This window comes from Nocardioides sp. Leaf285 (assembly GCF_001422955.1).
In the GTDB taxonomy this organism is placed as follows: domain Bacteria; phylum Actinomycetota; class Actinomycetes; order Propionibacteriales; family Nocardioidaceae; genus Nocardioides; species Nocardioides kribbensis.
This window is the reverse complement of the sequence record NZ_LMNH01000004.1, coordinates 80,240-102,719: the sequence shown is the minus strand read 5'-3', so window position 1 is coordinate 102,719 and position 22,480 is coordinate 80,240. Positions and strand designations below refer to the sequence as shown.

The following is a 22,480-nucleotide window of genomic DNA, read 5'->3' as shown; positions in this document are numbered from 1 at the left end:
GCCTAGAGGGCCGGAGCCGGCCACACCGGGGCCACGGCGACGTCGCCGTCCGTTCACCGCGTGCCGCCACGGTGACCCGCGTGCGCATCGCCCAGCTGGCCAACTTCATCGGCCCCTCCTCCGGCGGCATGCGGACCGCCGTCGCCGCGCTCGGACAGGGGTACGCCGCGGCCGGCGCGCGACGGCTGCTCGTCGTGCCGGGCCCGGTCGACGCCCGCACCGAGACCCCGGAGGGCGACGTCGTGCAGCTGCGCGCGCCGCGTGTCGGTGGCGGCTACCGCCTGATCGTCGAGCCCTGGCGCGTCACCGACGTGCTGGAGGACTTCGCGCCCACCTCGGTGGAGCTCAGCGACAAGACGACGCTGCTGCCCGTGGCGCGCTGGGCCCGTCGCCGTGGGGTCGGCAGCGTGCTCTTCTCCCACGAGCGCCTCGACGACATGCTCGCCCTGCGCACGGGCCTCGACCTCGGGGCCAAGGCCTCGGTGCGCGTGCTCAACCGGTTGCTCGTGCGCAGTGTCGACACCCTCGTGGTGACCTCCGACTACGCGCGCCGCGAGTTCGCGCAGGTCGCCGCGGCCGCCGGCTGCCCTGTCGCGCAGGTGCCGCTCGGGGTCGACCTCGCGACCTTCCGCCCCGACCCGTCGCGCCCGACGGCGGGGCGTGAGCTGCGCCTGGTGCACGTCGGCCGGCTCTCGCGGGAGAAGTCGCCGCACCTGGCCGTCGCCACCGCCGTGGAGCTCCACCGTCGCGGGGTGCCCGTGCGTCTCGACGTCTACGGCGAGGGCCCGCACCGCGACGAGCTGGAGGCGCTGGCGGGCGCCGCGCCGGTGCGCCTGCACGGCTACGTCGCCGGTCGCGCCGAGGTCGCCGGTCGGCTGGCTGCGGCCGACGTCGCCCTGTCGGTGTGCCCGGGGGAGACCTTCGGGCTGGCCGTGCTCGAGGCCCTGGCCTGCGGCACCCCGGTCGTCACCGCCGACCGCGGTGGCGCCCGCGAGCTGGTCGACGCCGCCTCGGGCACCTGGGGTGCGCCCGACGCCGCCTCCCTGGCCGACGCGGTGCTGGAGCTCGCCGCCCGGCCGGAGGGTGCGCGCCGGGCGGGCGCCCGGGCCCGCGCCGAGCTCTTCACCTGGCCGCAGGCGGTCGACGCGATGCTCACCGTGCACGCACGCGTGTCGGGGCGGGCCAGGCTGTCGGCCTGACCCGCCCCGAGGCGGTGCTGCTGGGTGCTGCTGGGTGCTGCTGGGTGCTGCCGGGTACTGCCGGGTGCTGTCGGGTCAGCCGACCTTGACCACGTGGGTGCCGCCGGCGAACTTGTCGTGCCAGCCCTGGCGCTGGGCCTTGTCGCCGTTGATCTGCACGGCGATGACGATGACGGCCACGAGGGTCGCGAGGCTGCCGATGATCCCGAGGAACGGGACCAGCCCGGCCAGGCCGAAGGCGAGGAAGATGTTGCGCTTCACCGCGGTGGCGAGGGTCGGGTTGCCGCCCTCGGGGGCGACCACGCGCAGCTTGAGCAGCTGCTTGCCCAGCGTGGCGCCGCGGGAGGACTCCAGGAAGCCGAAGTAGGCGAGGTTGACGATGACGCCGAGCACGGTGGCGGCCGCGGCGGCGGCGTAGCTCTGGCCGTCGGTGCCGGTGCCGCCGGTGGCGACCACGGCGCCGCCGAAGACCAGGCCGATGATGAAGCTGACGATGCCCATCAGCACGCCGTCGATGAGCCGGGCCAGGAAGCGCTCGAGCAGACCCGCGGGCACCGGGCCGCCCGGCTGGCCGCCTTACTGCGGCGCGCCGTACTGGGGAGCCCCGTACTGGGGTGCGCCGTACTGCGGGGCGCCGTAGCCGGGCTGGCCGGCGCCCTGCTGGCCGTAGGGGTCCTGCGGGTTCGGGGGGTTCGGCGGGTCGTAGGACGACATGGTCTCTCCTGGGTGGGGCTCGGTGGGTGCTCGCACACCTCGGGGCCCGCAATCTAGCGGCGCGGTGCGGGCGCGAGCCAGGTCTGCCACCCGGGCAGGTGTGGTGGCGCTGGTGCGCCGGAGCATGATGGTGCCCATGAGCCGCACCGCCCCCCGCCACGACATCGACGAATCCGACCTCGAGGTCGGCGGCACCGCCCACGCCGCTGCCGGCAAGACCGCGGTCGCGGTCTCCATGAAGCGCTCCATCGAGCAGATGGGTGTCGTGCGCACCGCGCAGACGCTCCTCAAGCTCAACCAGGCCGACGGCTTCGACTGCCAGGGCTGCGCGTGGCCCGACCCCGACCCGTCGCACCGCCACACCGCCGAGTTCTGCGAGAACGGCGCCAAGGCGGTCACCGAGGAGGCCACCAAGCGCACCATCGGCCGGGAGTTCTTCGCCGCCCACCCCCTGGCCGAGCTGCGCGAGCGCACCGACTACTGGCTGGGCCAGCAGGGTCGCCTCACCGAGCCGATGGTCGTGCGGGCCGGCGGCACCCACTACGAGCCGATCAGCTGGGACGACGCCTTCGCCCTCATCGGCGGCCACCTCAAGGGCCTCGACAGCCCCGACGAGGCGGTGTTCTACACCTCGGGCAAGACCTCCAACGAGGCGGCGTTCGCCTACCAGCTCTTCGTGCGCGCCTTCGGCACCAACAACCTCCCCGACTGCTCCAACATGTGCCACGAGTCGACCTCGGTCGGCCTGGCCGAGGTGATCGGCATCGGCAAGGGCTCGGTCAGCCTGGAGGACATCCACGTCGCGAAGCTCATCGTGATCGCCGGCCAGAACCCCGGCACCAACCACCCGCGCATGCTCAGCGCGCTGGAGATCGCCAAGAAGAACGGCGCGAAGATCCTCGCGATCAACCCGCTGCGCGAGGCCGGCCTGGTGCGGTTCAAGAACCCCCAGACGCCCAAGGGCATGGCGCTCAACGGCACCGAGATCGCCGACATGCACCTGCCGGTCAAGATCAACGGCGACCAGGCGCTCTTCCAGGCCATCGGCTCGCTGCTCCTGGAGTGGGACGCCCTCGACCACGACTTCATCGAGCGCCACACCACCGGCTTCGAGGCCTGGGCCGAGACCGCCCGCGCGCTCGACTGGGACCTCGTCCTGCGCGCCACCGGCCTGAGCCGTGAGCAGATCGAGGCGGCCGCGCGGATGTTCGCCGAGTCCGACGCCACCACGATCTGCTGGGCCATGGGCATCACCCAGCACCGCAACGGCGTGGCCACGGTCAAGGAGATCTCCAACCTCGCCTTCCTGCAGGGCAACATCGGCAAGCCCGGTGCGGGTCTGTGCCCGGTGCGCGGGCACTCCAACGTGCAGGGCGACCGCACGATGGGCATCTGGGAGCGCCCGCCGGCGCACTTCCTCGACGCCCTCCAGGCGGAGTTCGGCTTCGACCCGCCGCGCGAGCACGGCGTCGACGCGGTGGCCGCCGTGTGCGAGCTGCGCGACCGCAAGATCAAGGTCTTCTTCGGCATGGGCGGCAACTTCGTCTCGGCGATGTCGGACACCACGGTCACGGAGGCGGCCATGCGCAACGCCGACCTGACCGTGCACGTCTCGACCAAGCTCAACCGCTCGCACGTCGTGCACGGCACCGAGGCCCTCATCCTCCCCGTGCTGGGCCGCAGCGAGAAGGACCACACCGGCGGCCGCGAGCAGCGCATCACCGTCGAGGACTCGATGTCGGCCGTGCACGCCTCCAAGGGCCCGCTCAAGCCGGCCTCGGAGCACCTGCGCAGCGAGGTCGACATCATCTGCTCGATGGCCCAGGCCACCATCGGCGAGCGCCACGACCTCCCCTGGGACGCGTTCCGCTCCGACTACAGCGAGATCCGCCACCGCATCGCGCGCGTCGTGCCCGGGTGCGAGTCCTACGACGAGAAGGTCGCCCAGCCCGGCGGGTTCGTCCTGCCGCACCCGCCGCGCGACTCCCGCACCTTCCCCACGAAGGTCGACAAGGCCGTCTTCACCGCGATCCCCACCGAGATCCTCGAGGTGCCGCAGGGCCGGCTGGTGCTGCAGACCATGCGCTCGCACGACCAGTTCAACACCACGATCTACGGTCTCGACGACCGCTACCGCGGCGTGAAGAACGGTCGCCGCGTGGTGTTCGTCAACCCCGAGGACATCACCGAGCTGGGCCTGGTCGACGGCCAGATGGTCGACCTGTGCAGCGAGTGGGAGGACGGCTCGCGGCGCGAGGCCCCGGCCTTCCGGGTCGTCTCCTACGAGCAGCCCCGCGGCTGCGCGGCGGCCTACTACCCCGAGACCAACCCCCTGGTCCCGCTGGAGTCCAAGGCGCTCGGCAGCAACCAGCCGGCCTTCAAGTCCGTGATCGTCACGCTGCGGCCCACCGACGCGGTCGCCGGCGACGAGATCAACAGCAACGCCGGGGTGCTCTTCGACCCCAGCGTCGACGCCGACGACGAGGGCAAGCACTGGGTCGAGCCCGACCAGCTCTCCTGACCGGCCCGGCCCAGGACGGAGCAGCGGTGAGCAACCTCGAGGAGCGCCCCGACGAGGTCACCTGCGCCGCGGGGTCGACGACCGTGGAGGTCGTCGCCCCGCGGCTGGTGCCGCTCGGTGGCCCGCGCGGCATGACGGTGCGACGCACGCTGCCCCAGCGAGGGCGCTCCCTCATCGGCGCGTGGTGCTTCCTCGACCACTACGGGCCCGACGACGTCGCCTCCACCGGCGGCATGGTCGTCGCACCCCACCCCCACACCGGCCTGCAGACCGTGAGCTGGCTGTTCACCGGCGAGGTGCAGCACCGCGACAGCCTCGGCACGGCCGCGATGGTGCGCCCCGGGGAGCTCAACCTCATGACCGCCGGCCGGGGCATCAGCCACTCCGAGGTGTCGCCCCCCGGCACGACCACCCTCCACGGCGCGCAGCTGTGGGTGGCCCTGCCCGACGGCGCCCGCTTCGTCGACCCCGCCTTCGACCACCACGCACCCGCACCGCGCACCGGGGACGGCTGGGTGGCCCGGGTGTTCCTCGGGTCGCTGCTGGGAGAGACCTCCCCGGTGTCCACCCACACCCCGTTGCTGGGCGCCGAGCTGCTGCTGGAGCCCGGGGCGCGGCTCGACCTCGACGTCGACCCCTCCTTCGAGCACGGGGTGCTCGTCGACACCGGCTCGGTCCACGCGGCGGGGGAGGCGGTCGAGGCCCACGAGCTCGCCTACGTGCCACCGGGAGCGGGCGTCCTGGCCCTGCACGCCGGCGCCGAGGGGGCGCGCCTGCTGGTGCTCGGCGGCCCGCCCTTCGGGGAGGCCATCGTGATGTGGTGGAACTTCGTGGGCCGCGACCACGACGAGGTCGTCGCCCACCGCGCGGCCTGGCAGGCCCAGGTCGAGGCCGGCGCGGGCGCCGACGGCTCCCCCGACCACGCCGTCGACGGTCCCTTCGGCGTCGTGCTCGGTGAGTCGCTGGCGCCGATCCCGGCCCCCGACCTGCCGCGGGTGCGGCTGCGCGAGCGCCGGTGAGCGGCACCGGGGTGGGGCCCGTCGTGGGGGAGGACGGCGTGGCACGGTGCCCGTGGGCGGGTGCGCCCGGCACGATGCGCGACTACCACGACCAGGAGTGGGGTCGGCCGGTGTCCGGGGAGTCGGCGTACTTCGAGCGGCTCACGCTGGAGGCCTTCCAGTCGGGCCTCTCGTGGTCGACGATCCTGGCCAAGCGCCCGGCCTTCCGCGAGGCGTTCCTCGGCTTCGACGCCGAGCGGGTGGCCGCCCTCGACGCCGCCGACACCGAGCGACTGATGGCCGACGCCCGCATCGTGCGCAACCGCCGCAAGATCGAGGCCGCGCTCACCAACGCCGCGGCGACGGTCGCGCTGCGCTCCTCCGGCGGCCTGGAGGCGCTGGTGCTCGAGCACGCTCCGCAGGCTCCTCCGGCCCCGCACCACACCGGGGAGCAGCAGACCACCTCGCCGGAGTCCACGGCGCTGTCGAAGGCGCTGAAGCGGCACGGCTACGCCTTCGTCGGGCCGACCACGATGTTCGCCCTCATGGAGGCCGTCGGCGTCTTCGACCCCCACCTGCTCGGTTGCCACCGCAGGGGCGAGGTCACGCAGTAGCGTCCCGGCATGCGCGTGCACGCCTTCACCGACGACGCCCTGGCCGACCACGACGCCGTCGGCCTGGTCGCCGCGCTGCACAGCGGCGAGGTCTCGGTGCGCGAGGTCGTCGACGCGGCCATCGCCCGGGTGGAGCGGGTCGACCCGGTCCTCGGCGCGGTCGCCCACGCCGCCCACGACCGGGCCCGCACCGAGGCGCTCGACCCCCGGCCGGGCTTCTTCGCCGGGGTGCCGACGTACCTCAAGGACAACGTCGCGGCGGCGGGGATGCCCACGGGCGACGGCACCGAGGCCTACACCGCGCCGGTGGCGAGGCGCGACGGCGACGTGGCCCGGATGGTCCGTGCGACGGGGCTCGTCGTGCTGGGCAAGACCCGGCTCTCGGAGTTCGGCTTCAACGCGGTCGCCGAGCACCCCCGTCTGGGGCCCGTGCGCAGCCCCTGGTCCACCGACCACCCGGCCGGGGCCTCGTCGGCCGGCGCCGCCGCGCTCGTGGCCGCAGGGGCGGTGCCGCTGGCCCACGCCAACGACGGAGGCGGCTCCATCCGCATCCCCGCCTCGGTCAACGGCCTGGTCGGCCTCAAGCCCACGCGCGACCGGCTGGCCCAGGACCGCGTGCACCGCGACATGCCCGTGCGCATCGTCAGCGACGGGGTGCTGACGCGCTCGGTGCGCGACACCGCCGCCTTCCTCCGCGAGGCCGAGCGGGTCTACCGCGCGCTCCACCTCCCGCCCGTGGGCGACATCACCCGCCCCGGTCGTGCCCGGCTGCGTGTGGCGTTGAACACCACCGGCCTGCGCCACGGCGCCAGCCCCGAGGTCGCGGCGCTGACCCGGGGCGTGGGCGCGCTCCTCGAGGACCTCGGCCACCACGTCGAGGAGGTCGCCGAGGTGCCCGCCGACGCGTCCCTCCCCGACGACTTCCTGCTCTACTGGGCCTTCCTCGCCTCCGCCGTGGTCCGCACCGGCCGCCTGGTCCACCGCCGCGACTGGCACCCCGAGCGGCTCGACCACCTCACCCGCGGGCTCGACCGGCACCTGCGGCGCCACGTGCACCACCTGCCCGCGGCACTGCTGCGGATGCGCCGGGCCCCCGACCGCTCCGCGGCCTTCTTCGCCCGTCACGACGTCCTGCTGACCCCCACCGTGGCCCACGAGACGCCGCTCCTGGGCCACCTGTCACCGACCCTCGACCACGCCACGATCGTGGAGCGGCTGCTGGCCTGGGTGGCCTTCACCCCGGTGCAGAACGTCACCGGCGACCCGTCGGTGTCGCTGCCCCTGGCGACCACCTCCTCGGGGCTCCCGCAGGGGGTCGTGCTGTCCGCCGGCGCGGGGCGCGAGGCCCTGCTGCTCGAGCTGTCGCTGGAGCTCGAGCAGGCCCGCCCGTTCGCCTCCGTGAGGGGGCCCGGAGCGGCTCCCGGGGCCGTGTCCTGAGCGTCGTTGCGGGCCGATTTTTCGATCCCGCCCGGCGTGTGTATGGTTCTCGGTCGTTGCCCCTTTAGCTCAGTCGGCAGAGCGTCTCCATGGTAAGGAGAAGGTCTACGGTTCGATTCCGTAAAGGGGCTCTGGCACAGGCGTGACGCCCCCCGGGCTACTCTGGGGGGCGCACTCCTGCCCGTGTGGCGGGGTAGCTCAGGTGGTTAGAGCACACGACTCATAATCGTGGTGTCGCGGGTTCGAGTCCCGCTCCCGCTACCAATCTCCGCACCCATCGACGACCCGCAAGGACTTCCCGTGGCCAGCAAGAGCTCCGACGTTCGCCCCAAGATCACGCTCGCCTGCGTCGAGTGCAAGGAGCGCAACTACATCACCAAGAAGAACCGCCGCAACGACCCCGACCGGCTCGAGCTGGCGAAGTTCTGCCCCCGCTGCCGTCAGCACCAGGCTCACCGCGAGACCCGCTGACGCCGCGTCCTCGACGCTCCACGACCCGCCCGGTTCCACCGGGCGGGTCGTCTGCTTTCCACGGGCCGCCCTCCAGGGCCACGCCGCGTCGTCCCGGCCGTCGGCTGCGACTAGGTTGGGGAGCATGCCAGTCGACTCCTCGCTCGTCGGTCGTGCCTACCCGCCCACACGGCCCTACCCGGTCTCGGAGGAGCGCCTCCGGGCGTTCGCGGAGGCCTCGGGCGGCTCCTGGGAGGGTGGCCCGGCCCCCGCGACGTTCCCGATCGTGCTCGCCTTCGACGCCATGAACGACTTCCTCGAGGCCGAGCAGGTCGAGCTGCGCCGCATCGTCCACGGCGAGCAGCGCTTCACCTACGCCCGCCCGGTGGTCGCCGGCGACGTGCTCACCGCGACGCTGACCGTGGCGACGCTGCGCCAGATCGGCGGCAACGACATCATCGGCACCAGCAGCGACATCTCCGACGCCGACGGTGCGCTCGTCTGCACCGCCACCGCCACCCTCGTCCACCGGGGCGAGGCGTGAGCGCGGTGCCGGGGGCGGGTGCCCTGGTGAAGGGCGCCGTGCTGGAGCCGCGCACCTTCTCCGTGACCCGTGCCGACCTGGTCCGCTACGCCGGCGCCAGCGGCGACTTCAACCCGATCCACTGGTCCGAGCGCGTCGCGACGTCGGTGGGTCTGCCGGGGGTCATCGCGCACGGCATGTTCACGATGGCCCTCGCCGCGCGGGCGGTGGCCGACTGGACCGACGGCGCCGAGGTGGTCGAGCTGGGCTGCAAGTTCACCCAGCCGGTCGTCGTGCCCGACGACGAGGACGGGGTCGAGGTCGTGGTGGGCGCGAGCGTCAAGGAGGTCGACGACGGTCTGGTCACCCTCGCCCTCGAGGTCACCTGCGGGGGCACGAAGGTGCTCGGCATGCCCCGTGCCGTCGTGCGCGCATGAGCGAGCGGCTGGCCGACCACACCACCCTGCGCGTCGGGGGTCCGGCGCAGCGCTTCGTCACCGCGACCACCGAGGAGGAGCTCCTCGCCGCCGTGCGCGAGGCCGATGCGGACGCCACCCCGGTGCTCGTGCTCGGCGGCGGGAGCAACCTGGTCGTCGCCGACGAGGGCTTCGCGGGCACGGTCGTCGCCGTCGCCACCCGTGGGGTGCGGCCCGACGTCGACCCCGAGGAGGCCGCCGCCTGCGGCGGGGTCATGGTCGAGGTCGCCGCGGGGGAGGGCTGGGACGCCCTCGTCGCCCGTGCCGTCGAGGCCGGGTGGGCGGGCATCGAGGCCCTCGCCGGCATCCCCGGCGCGGTCGGCGCCACCCCGATCCAGAACGTCGGCGCCTACGGCCAGGAGGTCGCCTCCACCATCGCCTCGGTGCGCGTCTGGGACCGGGTGGACTCCCGGGTCCTCACGCTGGCCAACGCCGAGTGCGGCTTCGGCTACCGCCACTCCCGCTTCAAGACCGAGCCCGGGCGCTTCGTCGTGCTCAGCGTGACCTTCCAGCTGCGCGTCGGCACCCTCGGCGAGCCGGTCCGGTACGCCGAGCTGGCGCGCGCCCTCGGCGTGGAGGTCGGCCAGCGCGCCCCGCTCGCCGACGTGCGCGCGGCCGTGCTCGGACTGCGCCGCGGCAAGGCCATGGTGCTCGACGCCGCCGACCACGACACGTGGAGCGCGGGCTCGTTCTTCACCAACCCCGTCGTGGCCCCCGGCGACCTCCCCGAGGGCGCCCCGGCCTGGCCGCAGCCCGACGGTCGCGTCAAGACGTCGGCGGCCTGGCTGATCGAGCAGGCCGGCTTCGGCAAGGGCCACGGCTCGGGCCCCGCGACGCTGTCGACGCGTCACACGCTCGCCGTCACCAACCGCGGTGCGGCGCGGGCGGCCGACGTCCTGGCGCTGGCCCGCGAGGTCCGCGACGGCGTCGAGGCGCGCTTCGGCGTACGCCTGGTCAACGAGCCGGTGCTGGTGGGCTGCTCGCTGTGACCCCGGACCGGGTCCTCAGACCGAGGAGCCGGCGACCGCGAGCGTGACCAGCAGCACCGCCGCGAGCACGCCCAGCGCGAGCAGCGCGGTGCCGACGATGCCCAGGACCATGCCGGTGTTGGCCTCGCTGCGCCCGCTCCAGCGGCCCGGCTCGGCCTCGATCTCCCGCTTGGCCCTCGCCCCGACGTACCACGCGAAGGGCGACACCAGCACGGGCAGGCCGCACACGAACATGCCGCCGATCGCCACGATGCCGAGCACGAGGGCGGTGTTGGCCTGCGGGTGGGTGGTCGTCGGGGCCGCGTACCCGTAGGGCTGGCCTGCCCAGGGCTGCTGTCCGTAGGGCTGGCCGTAGGGCTGCTGGCCGTAGGGGCCCTGCTGGGAGGAGGCCTGCCCGTAGGGGGCCTGCGGCTCGGGCGGCTGGCCCTGCCCGGACGCCGGAGCGTCGCCTGACCGTCCGGCGCCGCCGTAGGGCTGGTGCGTGGGGGGCATCGTCTCGTCGGGGTCGCTCACGGGGCGATCCTCCCACCCGGGGCGCGTTCGCGGGGGCCGCCGCGGCGATCGGGACCGGGTGGCCGGGAGCAGCCGACCGGGTGCCGGGCGCGGGAGCCTAGGGCGCAGGGGCCCGCAGCCAGTCGTCGACCTCGGCGAGCGCGCGCTCACGCAGGTCGTCGGGAGCCCGGGAGGCCCGCAGCGACATCCGGGCCAGGTCGGCCAGCCGGGTGTCGTCGAGGTCGTGGGCGGCGCGCATCGTGGCGTACTGCCCGGCCAGGCGCGAGCCGAAGAGGAGCGGGTCGTCGGCGCCGAGGGCGACCTGGGCGCCGGCGGCCAGCAGGGTGGGCAGCGGCACCGAGGTGAGGTCGCTGTAGACGCCCAGGGCGACGTTGGAGACCGGGCAGACCTCCAGCGCCACACCGGCCGCGACCAGCTCGTCGAGCAGGCGCGGGTCCTCGGCCGAGCGCACGCCGTGGCCCAGGCGGTCGGCCCCCAGGGCGTCGAGGCAGCGGCGCACCGAGGCCGGCCCCAGCAGCTCCCCACCGTGGGGGGCGAGCAGGAGGCCGGCGCGGCGGGCGATGGCGAAGGCCGGGCCGAAGTCCTCGGTCACCCCGCGGCGCTCGTCGTTGGAGAGCCCGAAGCCGACCACGCCCCGCCCGGCGTACTGCGCGGCGAGCCGGGCCAGGGTGCGGGCGTCGAGCGGGTGGCGGGTGCGGTTGGCGGCGACGACCACGCCGATGCCCAGGCCCGTGGCGCGCGAGGCCTCCGCCACGGCGTCGAGCACCAGGTCGGTGAAGGCGGTGATGCCGCCGAAGCGGGCGCCGTAGCCGCTCGGGTCGACCTGGATCTCCAGCCACCGGCCGCCGTCGCGCACGTCGTCCTCCGCGGCCTCGCGCACGAGCCGGCGCACGTCGGCCTCGGTGCGCAGCACCGAGCGCGCGACGTCGTAGAGCCGCTGGAAGCGGAACCACCCCTTCTCGTCGGCGGCGCTCAGCCGGGGCGGCCAGTCCTCCACCAGGGAGTCGGGCAGTGCGATGCCGTCGCGCTCGGCCAGCTCCAGGAGCGTGGCGTGGCGCATCGACCCCGTGAAGTGCAGGTGGAGGTGGGCCTTGGGCAGGGCCTGGAGGTCGCGCACGCCGGCCATCGTAGGGCTGGTCGCCCAGGGCGCCCGGACCGGTTTTTGGCGCCTGCCGGGTGCAGTGCGTAGAGTTCTCGACTGGCGGTCTGTCCACATGCTTCGGCATGCCCGCGGTCCGCCGGAGGGCACTAGCTCAACTGGCAGAGCATCGGTCTCCAAAACCGAAGGTTGGGGGTTCAAGTCCCTCGTGCCCTGCAGGACAACCGGTCGGACCCGACCGGTCGGACTCAACGAGGAGAGGTGACGGTCGTGTCGGACAGCAAGGCGGTCCGCGACCCGGGCGACAGCAGCACCGCGAAGCGCACGAGCCTGCCGACGTTCTACCGCCAGGTCGTCGCCGAGCTCCGCAAGGTCGTCTACCCGACCCAGGAGCAGCTGGTCACCTACTTCTTCGTGGTGATGGTGTTCGTCCTCGTGATGATGGCGCTCGTGTCGGCCCTCGATCTCGGCCTGGGCCGCCTGGCGTTCGCCGTCTTCACCGGCAACGCCGCGCAGTAGCGACGCGCACCCACCGCCGGCCCCCCCGGGGCGGGCACCCGGCACCGGCCGACGCCGTGCCGACGACGAGACACAGACCTGATGGAGCACTTGTGACGGAGCAGCACGACTCGATCGAGACCGAGGAGACCGACGCGGCCCTCGAGACGTCGGGCAACCCCGACGAGGCGCCCGGCGCCGTCGACGAGCTGGGTCTGCCCCTCCAGGCGACCGAGCCCGTGGACGTGGTCGAGGACACCAGCGACTCCGAGGGCCTCCCCGGTGACGACGCCGAGGCCGACGCAGCCGATGAGGCCGACGGCGGGTCCGACGGTGACGAGCCCGACGAGGACGACCCGCTCGAGCGCTTCCGCCGCGAGTTGTGGGCCAAGCCCGGCGACTGGTTCGTCGTGCACACCTACTCCGGCATGGAGAACCGGGTGAAGTCCAACCTCGAGAACCGCATCATCTCCCTCAACATGGAGGACTACATCCACGAGATCGTGGTCCCCACCGAGGAGGTCGCGGAGATCAAGAACGGCCAGCGCAAGATGGTGCGACGCACCGTCCTGCCGGGCTACGTCCTCGTGCGCATGGACCTCACCGACGAGTCGTGGTCGGCCGTGCGCCACACGCCGTCGGTCACCGGCTTCGTCGGCAACAGCCACCAGCCCGTGCCGCTGACCATGAGCGAGGTCGAGGACATGCTCGCCCCCGCCGTCGTGGCCCGCGCCGAGGCCGAGGCCGTCGCGACCGGCACCTCGACCCCCGGCAGCGCCACCACCGCGAAGAAGCCCGTCGAGGTCGCCGACTTCGACGTGTCCGACTCCGTCATGGTGGTCGACGGTCCGTTCGCCACGCTCCACGCCACGATCACCGAGATCAACGGTGAGTCGCAGAGGGTCAAGGCCCTCGTCGAGATCTTCGGCCGGGAGACCCCGGTCGAGCTGAGCTTCAGCCAGATCCAGAAGGTCTGAGGCCCGGCCGCCCCCGAGGCGGCCAGCACCACGCACATGTGGCAGGGGGACCGCCCCCGTCATGACCACGGAAGAGAGAAGTAGAGATGCCTCCGAAGAAGAAGATCGCCGCACTGGTCAAGGTGCAGCTCCAGGCCGGCGCCGCGACGCCGGCCCCGCCGGTCGGTACCGCCCTCGGTCCGCACGGTGTCAACATCATGGACTTCTGCAAGGCCTACAACGCCCAGACCGAAGCCATGCGCGGCAACGTGATCCCGGTCGAGATCACCATCTACGAGGACCGGTCCTTCACCTTCATCACGAAGACCCCTCCGGCCGCCGAACTGATCAAGAAGGCCGCCGGCCTCAAGAAGGGCTCGGGCGTCCCGCACAAGGAGAAGGTCGGCAAGCTGACCAAGGACCAGGTGCGCGAGATCGCCACGACCAAGCTCCCCGACCTGAACGCGAACGACATCGACGCCGCGATCAAGATCGTCGAGGGCACCGCCCGCTCCATGGGCATCACCACCGACTGACGCACCACCTCCACGCACCACGTGGCAGGGCCGCGCTGGCCCACCTGACCACACCTGGCATTCGACGAAAAGAGACCCAGACATGCAGCGCAGCAAGACCTACCGCGCGGCGGCCGAGTCGTTCGACAAGGACGAGATCCACGCCCCGCTGGCCGCGATCAAGATCGCCAAGACCACCAGCAAGAAGAAGTTCGACGAGACCGTCGACGTCGTGATGCGCCTCGGCGTCGACCCCCGCAAGGCCGACCAGATGGTCCGCGGCACGGTCAACCTGCCCCACGGCACCGGCAAGACCGCCCGCGTCCTCGTCTTCGCGAACGGCGACAAGGCCGAGGCCGCCCGCGAGGCCGGCGCCGACGTCGTCGGCGGCGACGACCTCATCGAGAAGGTCTCCGGCGGTTGGCTCGACTTCGACGCCGTCGTGGCGACCCCCGACATGATGGGCAAGGTCGGCCGCCTCGGCCGCGTGCTCGGCCCCCGCGGCCTCATGCCGAACCCGAAGACCGGCACCGTCACCCCCGACGTGGCCAAGGCCGTCACCGACATCAAGGGCGGCAAGATCGAGTTCCGCGTGGACCGTCACGCCAACCTGCACTTCATCATCGGCAAGGCCTCGTTCTCCGAGACCCAGCTGGCCGAGAACTACGCCTCGGCGCTCGAGGAGGTGCTGCGGCTCAAGCCCGCCAGCTCCAAGGGCCGCTACATCAAGAAGGTCACCGTCTCGACGACCATGGGCCCCGGTGTCCAGGTCGACCCGAACCGCGTGAAGAACGTCGCCTCCGACGACGAGGCCACGGCCTGAGCGCTGCGGTCCCGCGCGCCGCTGGCGCGCGACCGGCCTGACGACGAAGGCCCGGCGCCCCCGCGAGGGGGCACCGGGCCTTCGTCGTACGCCGGGAGCGCCGGCTCAGCCGCTGAGCGACTCGGCGGCCGCGAGCGCCACGCAGGTGGCGACGCCGGCCATCGCGGTCTCGACCTCGCCCAGCGAGGGGAAGGTGGGGGCCAGGCGGATGTTGCGGTCGCGGGGGTCCCGGCCGTGGGGGAAGGACGCCCCTGCCGGGGTCAGGGCGATGCCGGCCGCCTTCGCCAGCTCCACCACCCGCGACGCGGTGCCGTCGAGCACGTCGAGGTTGACGAAGTAGCCGCCGGTGGGTCGGGTCCACTCCGCGACGTCGAGGCCCTCGAGCTCGGCGGTGAGGGCCGCGTCGACGGCGGCGAACTTCGGCGCGATGATCTCGCGGTGCTTGCGCATGTGCGCGCGCACCCCGTCGGCGTCGCCGAAGAACTCGGCGTGGCGCAGCTGGTTGACCTTGTCGGGGCCGATGGAAGCCATGCCGAGGTGGCGCAGGAACCACGCCTTGTTGGCCTCCGAGAGCGCGACGACCGCGACGCCGGCGCCGGCGTAGGTGATCTTGGAGGTCGAGGCGAACATGATCGGGCGGTCGGGGTGGCCGGAGGCGGCGGCGAGGCTGAAGGCGTCGGCGCTCTTGACCTCGGCGTCGGTGAGGTGGTGCACCGCGTAGGCGTTGTCCCAGAAGACGCGGAAGTCGGGCGCGGCGGTCGGCATCGCCATGAGTCGCGCCGCGACCTCCTGGGAGCACACCGAGCCCGAGGGGTTGGCGTAGGTGGGCACGATCCACAGCCCCTTGACGCTCGGGTCGTCGGCGACCAGGGCGGCGACGGCGTCGACGTCGGGGCCGTCCTCGTGCATCGGCACCGTCACCATCTCGATGCCGAAGTCGGCCAGCATGGAGAAGTGGCGGTCGTAGCCGGGCACCGGGCAGACGAACTTCACGACCTCCTCGTCCTTCCAGGGGCGGTCGACGCCCGGCGCCCCCCACAGCAGGAGGTCGGTGACGACCTGGTGCATCAGGGTCAGGCTGGAGTTGCCCTGGCACAGCACCTGGGCGGTCTCGACGCCGAGGAGGTCGGCGAAGATCTCACGCAGCTCCAGGAGGCCCTCGAGACCGCCGTAGTTGCGCACGTCGGTGCCGGCCCGGTCGGTGGTGGTGGTCGGCAGGGAGAGCAGCCGGTCGGAGAGGTCGAGCTGCTCGCTCGACGGCTTGCCGCGGGTCAGGTCCAGCTTCAGGCCGCGGGCCTGGAGGGCGGCGTAGTCGTCGGCGCGTGCCGAGCGGTAGGCCGCGAGGTCGTCGGCGGACAGGGTGCTGAGCGGGGCTCGCTGGGTCATGCCCCGATCCTGCCAGCGTCGCGGGCCGCGGGCACGCGCGGTCCGTGGCGGGAGGGTGGCGGTGCCGGCGTCGGGAGGGGTGCGGTGCCGGCGCAGCGGCGGGCCGCCCGCGATTTGGGTGCGCCCCGCCGCGCGGCGTACTGTCCTGCCTTGTAACCAGAGACCGCCGGTTGTCGTGTCGCACCAGCAGCACGATCGAAGGCTCCGCGAGAGCGGACGACCCGCGCAGGATGCAGAGCAGCTGATCGCAACGATCCCCGCCCTGAGCCTGCGCTCGGGGCGTTCGTCTTTTCCGGGGATCGGGCGGTGGTCTCCCAGATCGGAAGGAGACCCATGTCGCGAGCTGACAGGCAGGCGGCTGTCGCGGAGATCGTGGAGTCGTTCAACGACGCCGCGGGCGCCGTGCTGACCGACTACCGCGGTCTCACCGTGAAGCAGCTGCAGGAACTGCGGCGCTCCCTCGGCGAGAACGCCAACTACGCCGTGGTCAAGAACACGCTGGCCAAGATCGCCGCCAACGAGGTGGGCATCTCCGGCTTCGACGACCTGCTCGCCGGCCCGACCGCGATCGCCTTCATCCAGGGCGACGTCGTCGAGGCGGCCAAGGGTCTGCGTGACTTCGCCAAGGCCAACCCCGCCCTGATCATCAAGGGCGGTGTCCTCGACGGACAGCCCCTCGACGCCGCCGAGATCGCCAAGCTGGCCGATCTCGAGTCGCGCGAGGTGCTCCTGGGCAAGATGGCCGGCGCCATGCTGGCCAGCCTCAGCCAGGCCGTCTACCTGCTCAACGCCCCCCTCGCCCAGGCCGCCCGCGTCGCGGGTGCGCTCCAGGCGAAGGCCGAGCAGGACCCCTCGATCCTCGCAGGTGGTGCCGGCACGCCGGCCGCCGCCGAGGAGGCCCCGGCCGAGGCTCCGGCCGACGCCGATGCCCCCGCCGACGAGGCGCCCGCTGCCGCGGACGCCTCTGACGAGGGCGACGCCACCGAGGCCTGATCCGTCCAGGATCCGGCTCCGGCTACCCACCACCTGAAACCCGGCCCGGCGCGCGAGCGTCGAGCCACCGAATGGAAGGAACCGCCACCATGGCGAAGCTCACCACCGACGAGCTCCTCGACGCGTTCAAGGAGATGACCCTCATCGAGCTCTCCGAGTTCGTGAAGCAGTTCGAGGACACCTTCGGCGTCACCGCTGCGGCCCCGGTCGCCGTGGCCGCCGCCCCCGCTGCCGGCGGCGCCGCCGGCGGTGCGGCCGAGGAGGCCCAGGACGAGTTCGACGTCATCCTCGAGGCTGCCGGCGACAAGAAGATCAACGTCATCAAGGAGGTGCGCGCCCTCACCTCGCTCGGCCTGAAGGAGGCCAAGGAGCTGGTCGAGGCCGCGCCGAAGGCCGTCGTCGAGAAGGTCGACAAGGCCACCGCCGACAAGGCCAAGGAGGCCCTCGAGGGCGCCGGGGCCACCGTCTCCCTGAAGTGACCTCGGCGTGACCCCTGCGGTCACGCCACCGCCGGCCCCGGCCGGCACCGCTGCACCCGCTGGGGGCGGCTCCGCGCACGACGTGCGCGGGGTCGCCCCCAGCGTCGTTCCGCGACGTCTCCGCCGTCGCGCCCGGCGCCCTCGCGCGAGGCGGGCCCGGTCCGGTGTGCCGACCGGTCGGGTGCACGGTCGTGCACCGGGTCTCGGGTCGGTCTCGGTTCCTGGGTTCGCCGTGACGGAGGTGACAATATTGCGTAACCTCACCGCGGTAACCCCGTTGTTACTCATCAGTGTGCTGCGCGGATTGGGACGCGCGTCACGCGGAGGCAGCGGTCGGACGGTCGAGGGGAGATGCACGTCATGGGCGTGGAGATCAAGGTCAACGAGCTCACGAAGTCGTTCGGCAAGCAGCTCATCTGGGGCGACGTCACGCTCACCATCCCGGCCGGGGAGATCTGCGTCATGCTGGGCCCCTCCGGCACCGGCAAGTCGGTCTTCCTCAAGACCCTGATCGGGCTGCTCAAGCCCGACCGGGGCTCGATCATCATCGAGGGCACCGACATCGCCTCGTGCTCCGAGCGCGAGCTCTACGAGATCCGCAAGCTCTTCGGCGTGCTGTTCCAGGACGGCGCGATGTTCGGCTCGATGAACCTTTACGACAACATCGCCTTCCCGCTGCGCGAGCACACCAAGAAGTCGGAGTCGGAGATCCGCGCGATCGTCATGGAGAAGATGGACCTCGTCGGCCTCATCGGCACCGAGGACAAGCTGCCCGGTGAGATCTCCGGCGGCATGCGCAAGCGCGCGGGCATCGCGCGCGGCCTGGTCCTCGACCCCGAGATCGTGCTCTTCGACGAGCCCGACTCCGGCCTCGACCCCGTGCGCACCGCGTTCCTCAACCAGCTCATCGTCGACCTCAACGCCCAGATCGACGCGACCTTCCTCATCGTCACCCACGACATCAACACCGCCCGCACGGTGCCCGACAACATCGGCCTGCTCTACCACAAGCACCTGGCGATGTTCGGGCCCCGCGAGATGCTGCTGAGCTCCGACGAGCCGGTCGTGCGCCAGTTCCTCAACGCCCAGCGGGTCGGCCCGATCGGCATGTCAGAAGAGAAGGACGCCGACGAGCTCGCCGCCGAGGCCGACCAGGAGCTCCCGCCGATCCCGCCGATCCCCATGCAGCTCGAGCCCTCCAACGGCATCGCCCGGCGCTCCCAGCGCGAGCCGGGCGCCTGGTGCCGGGAGAACGGCATCACCCCGCCCCCCGGCTCCTTCGAGGACAACATGTCCATGGTCACCGGGGTCTGAGGTGGCATCTGGCACCGCCACCCGGGTCCTCGCCCCGATCGGCACCGCGGGCAAGCTCTTCGCCTTCGGTCTCGACGTCGGGCGCGGGCTCTTCCGACGTCCCTTCCAGCTGCGCGAGTTCCTGCAGCAGGCGTGGTTCATCGCCTCGGTCACCATCATCCCGACGGCGCTCGTGGCCATCCCCTTCGGCGCGGTCATCGCGCTGCAGGTGGGCGGCCTGATCAAGCAGTTCGGTGCGCAGTCGTTCACCGGCTCCGCGGCCGTCCTGGCGGTGGTGCGGGAGGCCGGGCCCATCGCCACCTCGCTGCTCATCGCCGGGGCCGGCGGGTCGGCCATCGCGGCCGACCTGGGCGCCCGCAAGATCCGCGAGGAGCTCGACGCGATGATGGTGCTGGGCATCGACCCTATCCAGCGCCTGGTCGTCCCCCGGGTGCTGGCGTGCATGCTCGTCGCGGTCTTCCTCAACGGCCTGGTCAGCGTGGTCGGGGTGGCCGGCGGCTACGTCTTCAACGTCGTCCTCCAAGACGGCACACCAGGGGCCTACCTAGCGAGCTTCACCGCGCTCGCCCAGCTGCCCGACCTGTGGCAGGGCATGATCAAGGCGCTGGTCTTCGGGCTGATCGCCGCCATCGTGGCCTGCTACAAGGGCATGAACGCCGGTGGCGGCCCCAAGGGCGTCGGCGACGCCGTCAACGAGTCGGTCGTCATCACCTTCATGCTCCTGTTCCTCGTCAACTTCGTGATGAGCGCGATCTACCTCCAGCTCGTCCCCCCGAAGACGGGATAGCCCATGGCCTCCGTGAAATCGGTCTACGAGCGCCCGCTCAAGACCCTCGACAACCTCGGCTCCGAGCTCGCCTTCTTCATCAAGGCACTGGCCTGGACCCCGCGCACGATCCGGCGCTACAAGAAGGAGATCCTCCGCATCCTCGCGGAGGTGACCCTCGGCTCCGGCTCGCTGGCCGTCATCGGCGGCACCGTCGGCGTCATCACCGCCATGTGCTTCTTCACCGGCACCGAGGTCGGCCTCCAGGGCTACGCCGCGCTCAACCAGATCGGCACCGCCGCGCTGTCGGGCTTCGTCTCGGCCTACTTCAACACCCGCGAGATCGCGCCCGTGGTGGCGGCGATCGCGCTGGCGGCCACCGTCGGCTGCGGCTTCACCGCGCAGCTGGGGGCCATGCGGATCTCCGAGGAGGTCGACGCGCTCGAGGTCATGGCGATCCCATCGCTGCCCTTCCTGGTGACCACCCGCATCGTCGCCGGGCTCATCGCCATCGTGCCGCTCTACGTCGTGGGCCTGTTCATGTCGTACTTCGCGACGCGGTTGACGATCACGCAGTTCTTCGACCAGAGCACCGGCACCTACGACCACTACTTCTTCCTCTTCCTGCCACCCGGCGACGTGCTGTGGTCCTTCGGCAAGGTGCTGATCTTCGCCGTCGTGGTGATCCTGGTGCACTGCTACCACGGCTACAACGCCTCCGGCGGACCCGCCGGCGTGGGCGTGGCCGTGGGCCGCGCGGTGCGCACGAGCATCGTGGCCATCAACGTCATCGACCTCTTCCTGTCCATGGCGATCTGGGGCACGACCACGACGGTGAGGTTGGCGGGCTGATGGCGATCCTCAAGTACGTCAAGGTCCTCGGCGTGGTCTTCCTGGCCCTCGCCGTGGGGGCGGTGTGGCTGACCTACGCCGTCTTCACCAAGAAGTTCACCGACTACCAGGAGGTCTCGCTGGAGACCTCCAGCATCGGCCTGCAGCTGCCCAACCGCGCCGACGTGAAGATCCGCGGCGTCATCGTGGGCGAGGTGCTCGACGCCGAGACCACCGCCTCGGGAGCCACGCTCACGCTCGGGATCTTCCCCGACGAGATCGACACCATCCCCGCCGACGTGACCGGCTCGATCGTGCCCAAGACCCTCTTCGGCGAGAAGTACGTCTCCCTGGTGGTGCCCCAGGACCCCGCCCGCGACCACATCGAGGCCGGCGCGACCATCGACCGCACCGTGGTCTCCACCGAGGTCGAGCGGGTGCTCTCCGACCTCTACCCGCTGCTGCGCACCGTGCAGCCGGCCGAGCTCAACATGACGCTCAACGCGCTCGCCACCGCGCTCGAGGGTCGCGGCGAGGACCTCGGCGAGACGATCGAGACCCTCGACGCCTACCTCAAGCGCTTCAACCCCCAGGTCCCGGCCCTCGTCGAGGACCTGCGCCTGACGGCCGAGGTCTCCGACATCTACTCCGACGTGCTCCCGGAGGTCGGTCAGATCCTGCGCAACACGATCACGACCACCTCGACCCTGGAGGACCGCGAGGAGCGGCTGCAGGCGGTCTTCACCGACGTCACCGCCTTCTCCGACACCACCCGCGGCTTCCTGGAGACCAACGGCGACAACCTCATCCGTCTCGCCGACCTCTCCGTGCCCCAGGTCGGGCTGCTGGCGAAGTACGCCCCGGAGTTCCCCTGCCTGCTGGGTGGAGTCGTCAACGCCGGCTCGCGGCAGGCCGAGGCCTTCCGCGACTACACCCTCCACATCGTGCTCGAGACGATCCCCAACCAGCCCCGCAAGTACACCGCCGCCGACGCGCCCCGCTACGGCGAGTCGCGAGGCCCGAGCTGCCTCAACCTGCCGAACCCGCCCTGGGACCAGGACAACCCGCTGCGCTCGGTGCCGAACTTCGACGACGGTGTCGACGAGCCGACCGGTAAGGGCACCTCGCGCGTCGCGCCGAGCTACTGGCTGCGCTCCGGCGACGGCTACGCCGGCAGCGCGGCCGAGACCGACCTGATCAACTCGCTGCTGGCGCCCGGCATGGGTGTGGCGGCCGACGACGTGCCCGACCTCGGCGGCCTGCTCGTCGGTCCGCTGGCGCGCGGCGCGGAGGTGGAGCTGCGATGAAGCTGCTGGACAAGAAGACCACGGGCGACCTCGTCCGACTGCTGATCTTCATCGTGGTGACGACCCTGGCCACGGGCCTGCTGGTCATCACGATCGGCAACATCTCCTTCAAGCCCAGCACCGACTACCGCGCGGTCTTCGTCGACGCCACCGGCGTGGTCAAGGGCGACGACATCCGTGTCGCCGGCGTCAAGGTCGGCTCGGTCAAGGACGTGCAGATCGTCGACCGCACCCGCGCGGTCGTCAGCTTCTCGGTCGAGGAGGACGTGCGCCTGACCGGGGCCACCCAGGCCAGCATCCGCTACCGCAACCTCGTCGGGCAGCGCTACATCTCGCTGACCGAGGGCGTCGGTGACACCCAGCCGCTCGAGGACGGCGACACCATCGAGGTCGCCAACACCTCGCCCGCCCTCGACCTGACCGTGCTCTTCAACGGCTTCAAGCCCCTCTTCCAGGCGCTGTCGCCCTCCGACATCAACAAGCTCTCCTACGAGGTCGTCCAGGTCTTCCAGGGCGAGGGCGGCACGCTCGAGAGCCTGCTGGCCTCGACCGCCTCGGTGACCAAGACGCTGGCCGCACGCGACGACGTCATCAGCGCCCTCATCGAGAACCTCGACGACGTGCTCGACAACCTCGGCGACCGCGACCAGCAGCTGAGCCAGCTCATCATCAACTTCCGCCAGCTCGTCGGCGGGCTCAAGGACGACCGCGTGGCCATCCTCGACTCCCTCGACCAGATCTCCGAGCTGTCGGTGCAGACCGCGGGCCTGGTCTCGGGCATCCGTGAGCCGCTGACCGAGGACGTCGAGCAGCTGCGGCGCTTCGCCGGAAACATCAACGCCAACCGCGGCGAGCTCGACCGGGCGCTCCAGGTGCTGCCGATCAAGCTCAACAAGGTCGGCCGCACGGCGACCTACGGCTCGTACTTCAACTTCTACCTGTGCCAGTTCCAGGGCCGGGTGCGACTGCCGGGCGGCTCGAGCGTGCCGCTCACCTACAACACCGGGGGAGCGAGGTGCGACCTCGGATGAGTCCCGCCGCCCACGCACCGACACCGACCAGCGACACGACCACGAGGG

General features: G+C 72.0%; 25 protein-coding genes and 3 tRNA genes. 23 read left to right on the top strand and 5 right to left on the bottom strand.

Features of this window, described 5'->3' with window-relative positions; genetic code table 11:
• Window positions 1-71 precede the first annotated feature (71 nt).
• Window positions 72-1,199, top strand: a complete 1,128-nt coding sequence (locus ASF47_RS14790) for a glycosyltransferase (RefSeq protein WP_082500372.1) — start codon at window positions 72-74, stop codon at window positions 1,197-1,199.
• Window positions 1,200-1,274: 75 nt separating this feature from the next.
• Here ASF47_RS14790 and ASF47_RS14785 read toward each other — a convergent pair whose 3' ends face one another.
• Window positions 1,275-1,754 carry an RDD family protein gene (locus ASF47_RS14785; RefSeq protein ID WP_056864798.1) on the bottom strand — a complete coding sequence of 160 codons (480 nt, stop codon included), beginning with the start codon at window positions 1,752-1,754 and terminating at the stop codon, window positions 1,275-1,277.
• Window positions 1,755-1,775: 21 nt separating this feature from the next.
• Window positions 1,776-1,913, bottom strand: a complete 138-nt coding sequence (locus ASF47_RS21160; protein WP_156697932.1) for a hypothetical protein — start codon at window positions 1,911-1,913, stop codon at window positions 1,776-1,778.
• Window positions 1,914-2,049: 136 nt separating this feature from the next.
• Between ASF47_RS21160 and ASF47_RS14780 the strand changes: the two genes are divergently transcribed.
• From ASF47_RS14780 to ASF47_RS14735, 10 genes are all read left to right on the top strand, one after another.
• On the top strand, window positions 2,050-4,434 hold the full coding sequence (locus tag ASF47_RS14780; protein WP_082500468.1) for an FdhF/YdeP family oxidoreductase: 2,385 nt from the start codon (window positions 2,050-2,052) through the stop codon (window positions 4,432-4,434).
• A gap of 26 nt (window positions 4,435-4,460) precedes the next feature.
• Complete coding sequence (locus tag ASF47_RS14775; RefSeq protein WP_056864797.1) at window positions 4,461-5,453, top strand: pirin family protein; 993 nt, start codon at window positions 4,461-4,463, stop codon at window positions 5,451-5,453.
• Window positions 5,450-6,046, top strand: a complete 597-nt coding sequence (locus ASF47_RS14770) for a DNA-3-methyladenine glycosylase I (protein WP_056864796.1) — start codon at window positions 5,450-5,452, stop codon at window positions 6,044-6,046. The genes ASF47_RS14775 and ASF47_RS14770 overlap by 4 nt, the downstream gene beginning before the upstream one ends.
• A 9-nt stretch (window positions 6,047-6,055) precedes the next feature.
• Window positions 6,056-7,483 carry an amidase gene (locus ASF47_RS14765; protein ID WP_056864795.1) on the top strand — a complete coding sequence of 476 codons (1,428 nt, stop codon included), beginning with the start codon at window positions 6,056-6,058 and terminating at the stop codon, window positions 7,481-7,483.
• Between the two features lie 58 nt (window positions 7,484-7,541).
• Window positions 7,542-7,614, top strand: a tRNA-Thr gene (locus ASF47_RS14760).
• Between the two features lie 56 nt (window positions 7,615-7,670).
• Window positions 7,671-7,747 (top strand) — tRNA-Met (locus ASF47_RS14755).
• Window positions 7,748-7,783: 36 nt separating this feature from the next.
• Window positions 7,784-7,954: a 50S ribosomal protein L33 gene (gene rpmG / locus ASF47_RS14750; protein WP_056864794.1), complete on the top strand. Its 171-nt coding sequence runs from the start codon at window positions 7,784-7,786 to the stop codon at window positions 7,952-7,954.
• A 124-nt stretch (window positions 7,955-8,078) separates the two neighbouring features.
• A complete protein-coding gene (locus tag ASF47_RS14745; protein WP_056864793.1) occupies window positions 8,079-8,477 on the top strand; it encodes an FAS1-like dehydratase domain-containing protein in 399 nt (132 codons plus the stop codon).
• Window positions 8,474-8,893 (top strand): MaoC/PaaZ C-terminal domain-containing protein, encoded by a 420-nt coding sequence (locus ASF47_RS14740; protein WP_414855748.1) that lies wholly within the window; start codon window positions 8,474-8,476, stop codon window positions 8,891-8,893. Before ASF47_RS14745 ends, ASF47_RS14740 begins: the two co-directional genes overlap by 4 nt.
• Window positions 8,890-9,921: a UDP-N-acetylmuramate dehydrogenase gene (locus ASF47_RS14735; protein WP_056864792.1), complete on the top strand. Its 1,032-nt coding sequence runs from the start codon at window positions 8,890-8,892 to the stop codon at window positions 9,919-9,921. The genes ASF47_RS14740 and ASF47_RS14735 overlap by 4 nt, the downstream gene beginning before the upstream one ends.
• Window positions 9,922-9,936: 15 nt before the next feature.
• On the opposite strand, the gene ASF47_RS14730 is transcribed toward ASF47_RS14735, so the two are convergent.
• Window positions 9,937-10,434, bottom strand: coding sequence for a DUF4190 domain-containing protein (locus ASF47_RS14730; protein WP_056864791.1), 498 nt, complete (start codon window positions 10,432-10,434; stop codon window positions 9,937-9,939).
• A 97-nt stretch (window positions 10,435-10,531) separates the two neighbouring features.
• A complete protein-coding gene (locus tag ASF47_RS14725) occupies window positions 10,532-11,560 on the bottom strand; it encodes an adenosine deaminase (RefSeq protein ID WP_056864790.1) in 1,029 nt (342 codons plus the stop codon).
• Window positions 11,561-11,676: 116 nt separating this feature from the next.
• Between ASF47_RS14725 and ASF47_RS14720 the strand changes: the two genes are divergently transcribed.
• The 5 genes from ASF47_RS14720 to rplA all read left to right on the top strand — a co-directional run bounded on the left by ASF47_RS14720 (window position 11,677) and on the right by rplA (window position 14,325).
• Window positions 11,677-11,749: transfer RNA gene (locus ASF47_RS14720), tRNA-Trp, on the top strand.
• Between the two features lie 54 nt (window positions 11,750-11,803).
• A complete protein-coding gene (secE, locus tag ASF47_RS14715) occupies window positions 11,804-12,052 on the top strand; it encodes a preprotein translocase subunit SecE (RefSeq protein WP_056865227.1) in 249 nt (82 codons plus the stop codon).
• A 92-nt stretch (window positions 12,053-12,144) separates the two neighbouring features.
• A complete protein-coding gene (gene nusG / locus ASF47_RS14710) occupies window positions 12,145-13,008 on the top strand; it encodes a transcription termination/antitermination protein NusG (protein ID WP_162242282.1) in 864 nt (287 codons plus the stop codon).
• An 86-nt stretch (window positions 13,009-13,094) separates the two neighbouring features.
• Window positions 13,095-13,523: a 50S ribosomal protein L11 gene (gene rplK, locus ASF47_RS14705; protein WP_056864789.1), complete on the top strand. Its 429-nt coding sequence runs from the start codon at window positions 13,095-13,097 to the stop codon at window positions 13,521-13,523.
• 82 nt (window positions 13,524-13,605) lie between these two features.
• Complete coding sequence (gene rplA / locus ASF47_RS14700; protein WP_056864788.1) at window positions 13,606-14,325, top strand: 50S ribosomal protein L1; 720 nt, start codon at window positions 13,606-13,608, stop codon at window positions 14,323-14,325.
• 105 nt (window positions 14,326-14,430) lie between these two features.
• Here the strand turns inward: rplA and ASF47_RS14695 are convergent, their stop codons facing one another.
• Entirely contained in the window at window positions 14,431-15,711 is a 1,281-nt protein-coding gene (locus tag ASF47_RS14695) for an aminotransferase class I/II-fold pyridoxal phosphate-dependent enzyme (protein ID WP_056864787.1), read from the bottom strand.
• A 333-nt stretch (window positions 15,712-16,044) separates the two neighbouring features.
• Between ASF47_RS14695 and rplJ the strand changes: the two genes are divergently transcribed.
• From rplJ to ASF47_RS14660, 7 genes are all read left to right on the top strand, one after another.
• Window positions 16,045-16,704: a 50S ribosomal protein L10 gene (rplJ, locus tag ASF47_RS14690; RefSeq protein ID WP_056864786.1), complete on the top strand. Its 660-nt coding sequence runs from the start codon at window positions 16,045-16,047 to the stop codon at window positions 16,702-16,704.
• 89 nt (window positions 16,705-16,793) lie between these two features.
• Window positions 16,794-17,183, top strand: a complete 390-nt coding sequence (gene rplL / locus ASF47_RS14685) for a 50S ribosomal protein L7/L12 (protein ID WP_056864785.1) — start codon at window positions 16,794-16,796, stop codon at window positions 17,181-17,183.
• Window positions 17,184-17,543: 360 nt separating this feature from the next.
• Window positions 17,544-18,497, top strand: coding sequence for an ABC transporter ATP-binding protein (locus tag ASF47_RS14680; RefSeq protein WP_056865225.1), 954 nt, complete (start codon window positions 17,544-17,546; stop codon window positions 18,495-18,497).
• Between the two features lies 1 nt (window position 18,498).
• Window positions 18,499-19,284: an MlaE family ABC transporter permease gene (locus ASF47_RS14675; protein WP_056864784.1), complete on the top strand. Its 786-nt coding sequence runs from the start codon at window positions 18,499-18,501 to the stop codon at window positions 19,282-19,284.
• Window positions 19,285-19,287: 3 nt separating this feature from the next.
• Window positions 19,288-20,115: an MlaE family ABC transporter permease gene (locus ASF47_RS14670; RefSeq protein WP_056864783.1), complete on the top strand. Its 828-nt coding sequence runs from the start codon at window positions 19,288-19,290 to the stop codon at window positions 20,113-20,115.
• Window positions 20,115-21,401: an MCE family protein gene (locus ASF47_RS14665; protein WP_056864782.1), complete on the top strand. Its 1,287-nt coding sequence runs from the start codon at window positions 20,115-20,117 to the stop codon at window positions 21,399-21,401. Before ASF47_RS14670 ends, ASF47_RS14665 begins: the two co-directional genes overlap by 1 nt.
• Window positions 21,398-22,432, top strand: coding sequence for an MCE family protein (locus tag ASF47_RS14660; protein ID WP_056864781.1), 1,035 nt, complete (start codon window positions 21,398-21,400; stop codon window positions 22,430-22,432). The genes ASF47_RS14665 and ASF47_RS14660 overlap by 4 nt, the downstream gene beginning before the upstream one ends.
• Window positions 22,433-22,480: the final 48 nt, after the last annotated feature.

Coding starts and splice junctions, on each gene's coding strand:
- ASF47_RS21160 (WP_156697932.1), bottom strand. CDS start 1,913: ATGTCGTCCTACGACCCGCCGAACCCCCCGAACCCGCAGGACCCCTAC.
- ASF47_RS14670 (WP_056864783.1), top strand. CDS start 19,288: ATGGCCTCCGTGAAATCGGTCTACGAGCGCCCGCTCAAGACCCTCGAC.
- rplA (WP_056864788.1), top strand. CDS start 13,606: ATGCAGCGCAGCAAGACCTACCGCGCGGCGGCCGAGTCGTTCGACAAG.
- ASF47_RS14680 (WP_056865225.1), top strand. CDS start 17,544: ATGGGCGTGGAGATCAAGGTCAACGAGCTCACGAAGTCGTTCGGCAAG.
- ASF47_RS14735 (WP_056864792.1), top strand. CDS start 8,890: ATGAGCGAGCGGCTGGCCGACCACACCACCCTGCGCGTCGGGGGTCCG.
- ASF47_RS14780 (WP_082500468.1), top strand. CDS start 2,050: ATGAGCCGCACCGCCCCCCGCCACGACATCGACGAATCCGACCTCGAG.
- rplL (WP_056864785.1), top strand. CDS start 16,794: ATGGCGAAGCTCACCACCGACGAGCTCCTCGACGCGTTCAAGGAGATG.
- ASF47_RS14660 (WP_056864781.1), top strand. CDS start 21,398: ATGAAGCTGCTGGACAAGAAGACCACGGGCGACCTCGTCCGACTGCTG.
- ASF47_RS14695 (WP_056864787.1), bottom strand. CDS start 15,711: ATGACCCAGCGAGCCCCGCTCAGCACCCTGTCCGCCGACGACCTCGCG.
- rplK (WP_056864789.1), top strand. CDS start 13,095: ATGCCTCCGAAGAAGAAGATCGCCGCACTGGTCAAGGTGCAGCTCCAG.
- rplJ (WP_056864786.1), top strand. CDS start 16,045: ATGTCGCGAGCTGACAGGCAGGCGGCTGTCGCGGAGATCGTGGAGTCG.
- ASF47_RS14765 (WP_056864795.1), top strand. CDS start 6,056: ATGCGCGTGCACGCCTTCACCGACGACGCCCTGGCCGACCACGACGCC.
- ASF47_RS14745 (WP_056864793.1), top strand. CDS start 8,079: ATGCCAGTCGACTCCTCGCTCGTCGGTCGTGCCTACCCGCCCACACGG.
- ASF47_RS14725 (WP_056864790.1), bottom strand. CDS start 11,560: ATGGCCGGCGTGCGCGACCTCCAGGCCCTGCCCAAGGCCCACCTCCAC.
- ASF47_RS14665 (WP_056864782.1), top strand. CDS start 20,115: ATGGCGATCCTCAAGTACGTCAAGGTCCTCGGCGTGGTCTTCCTGGCC.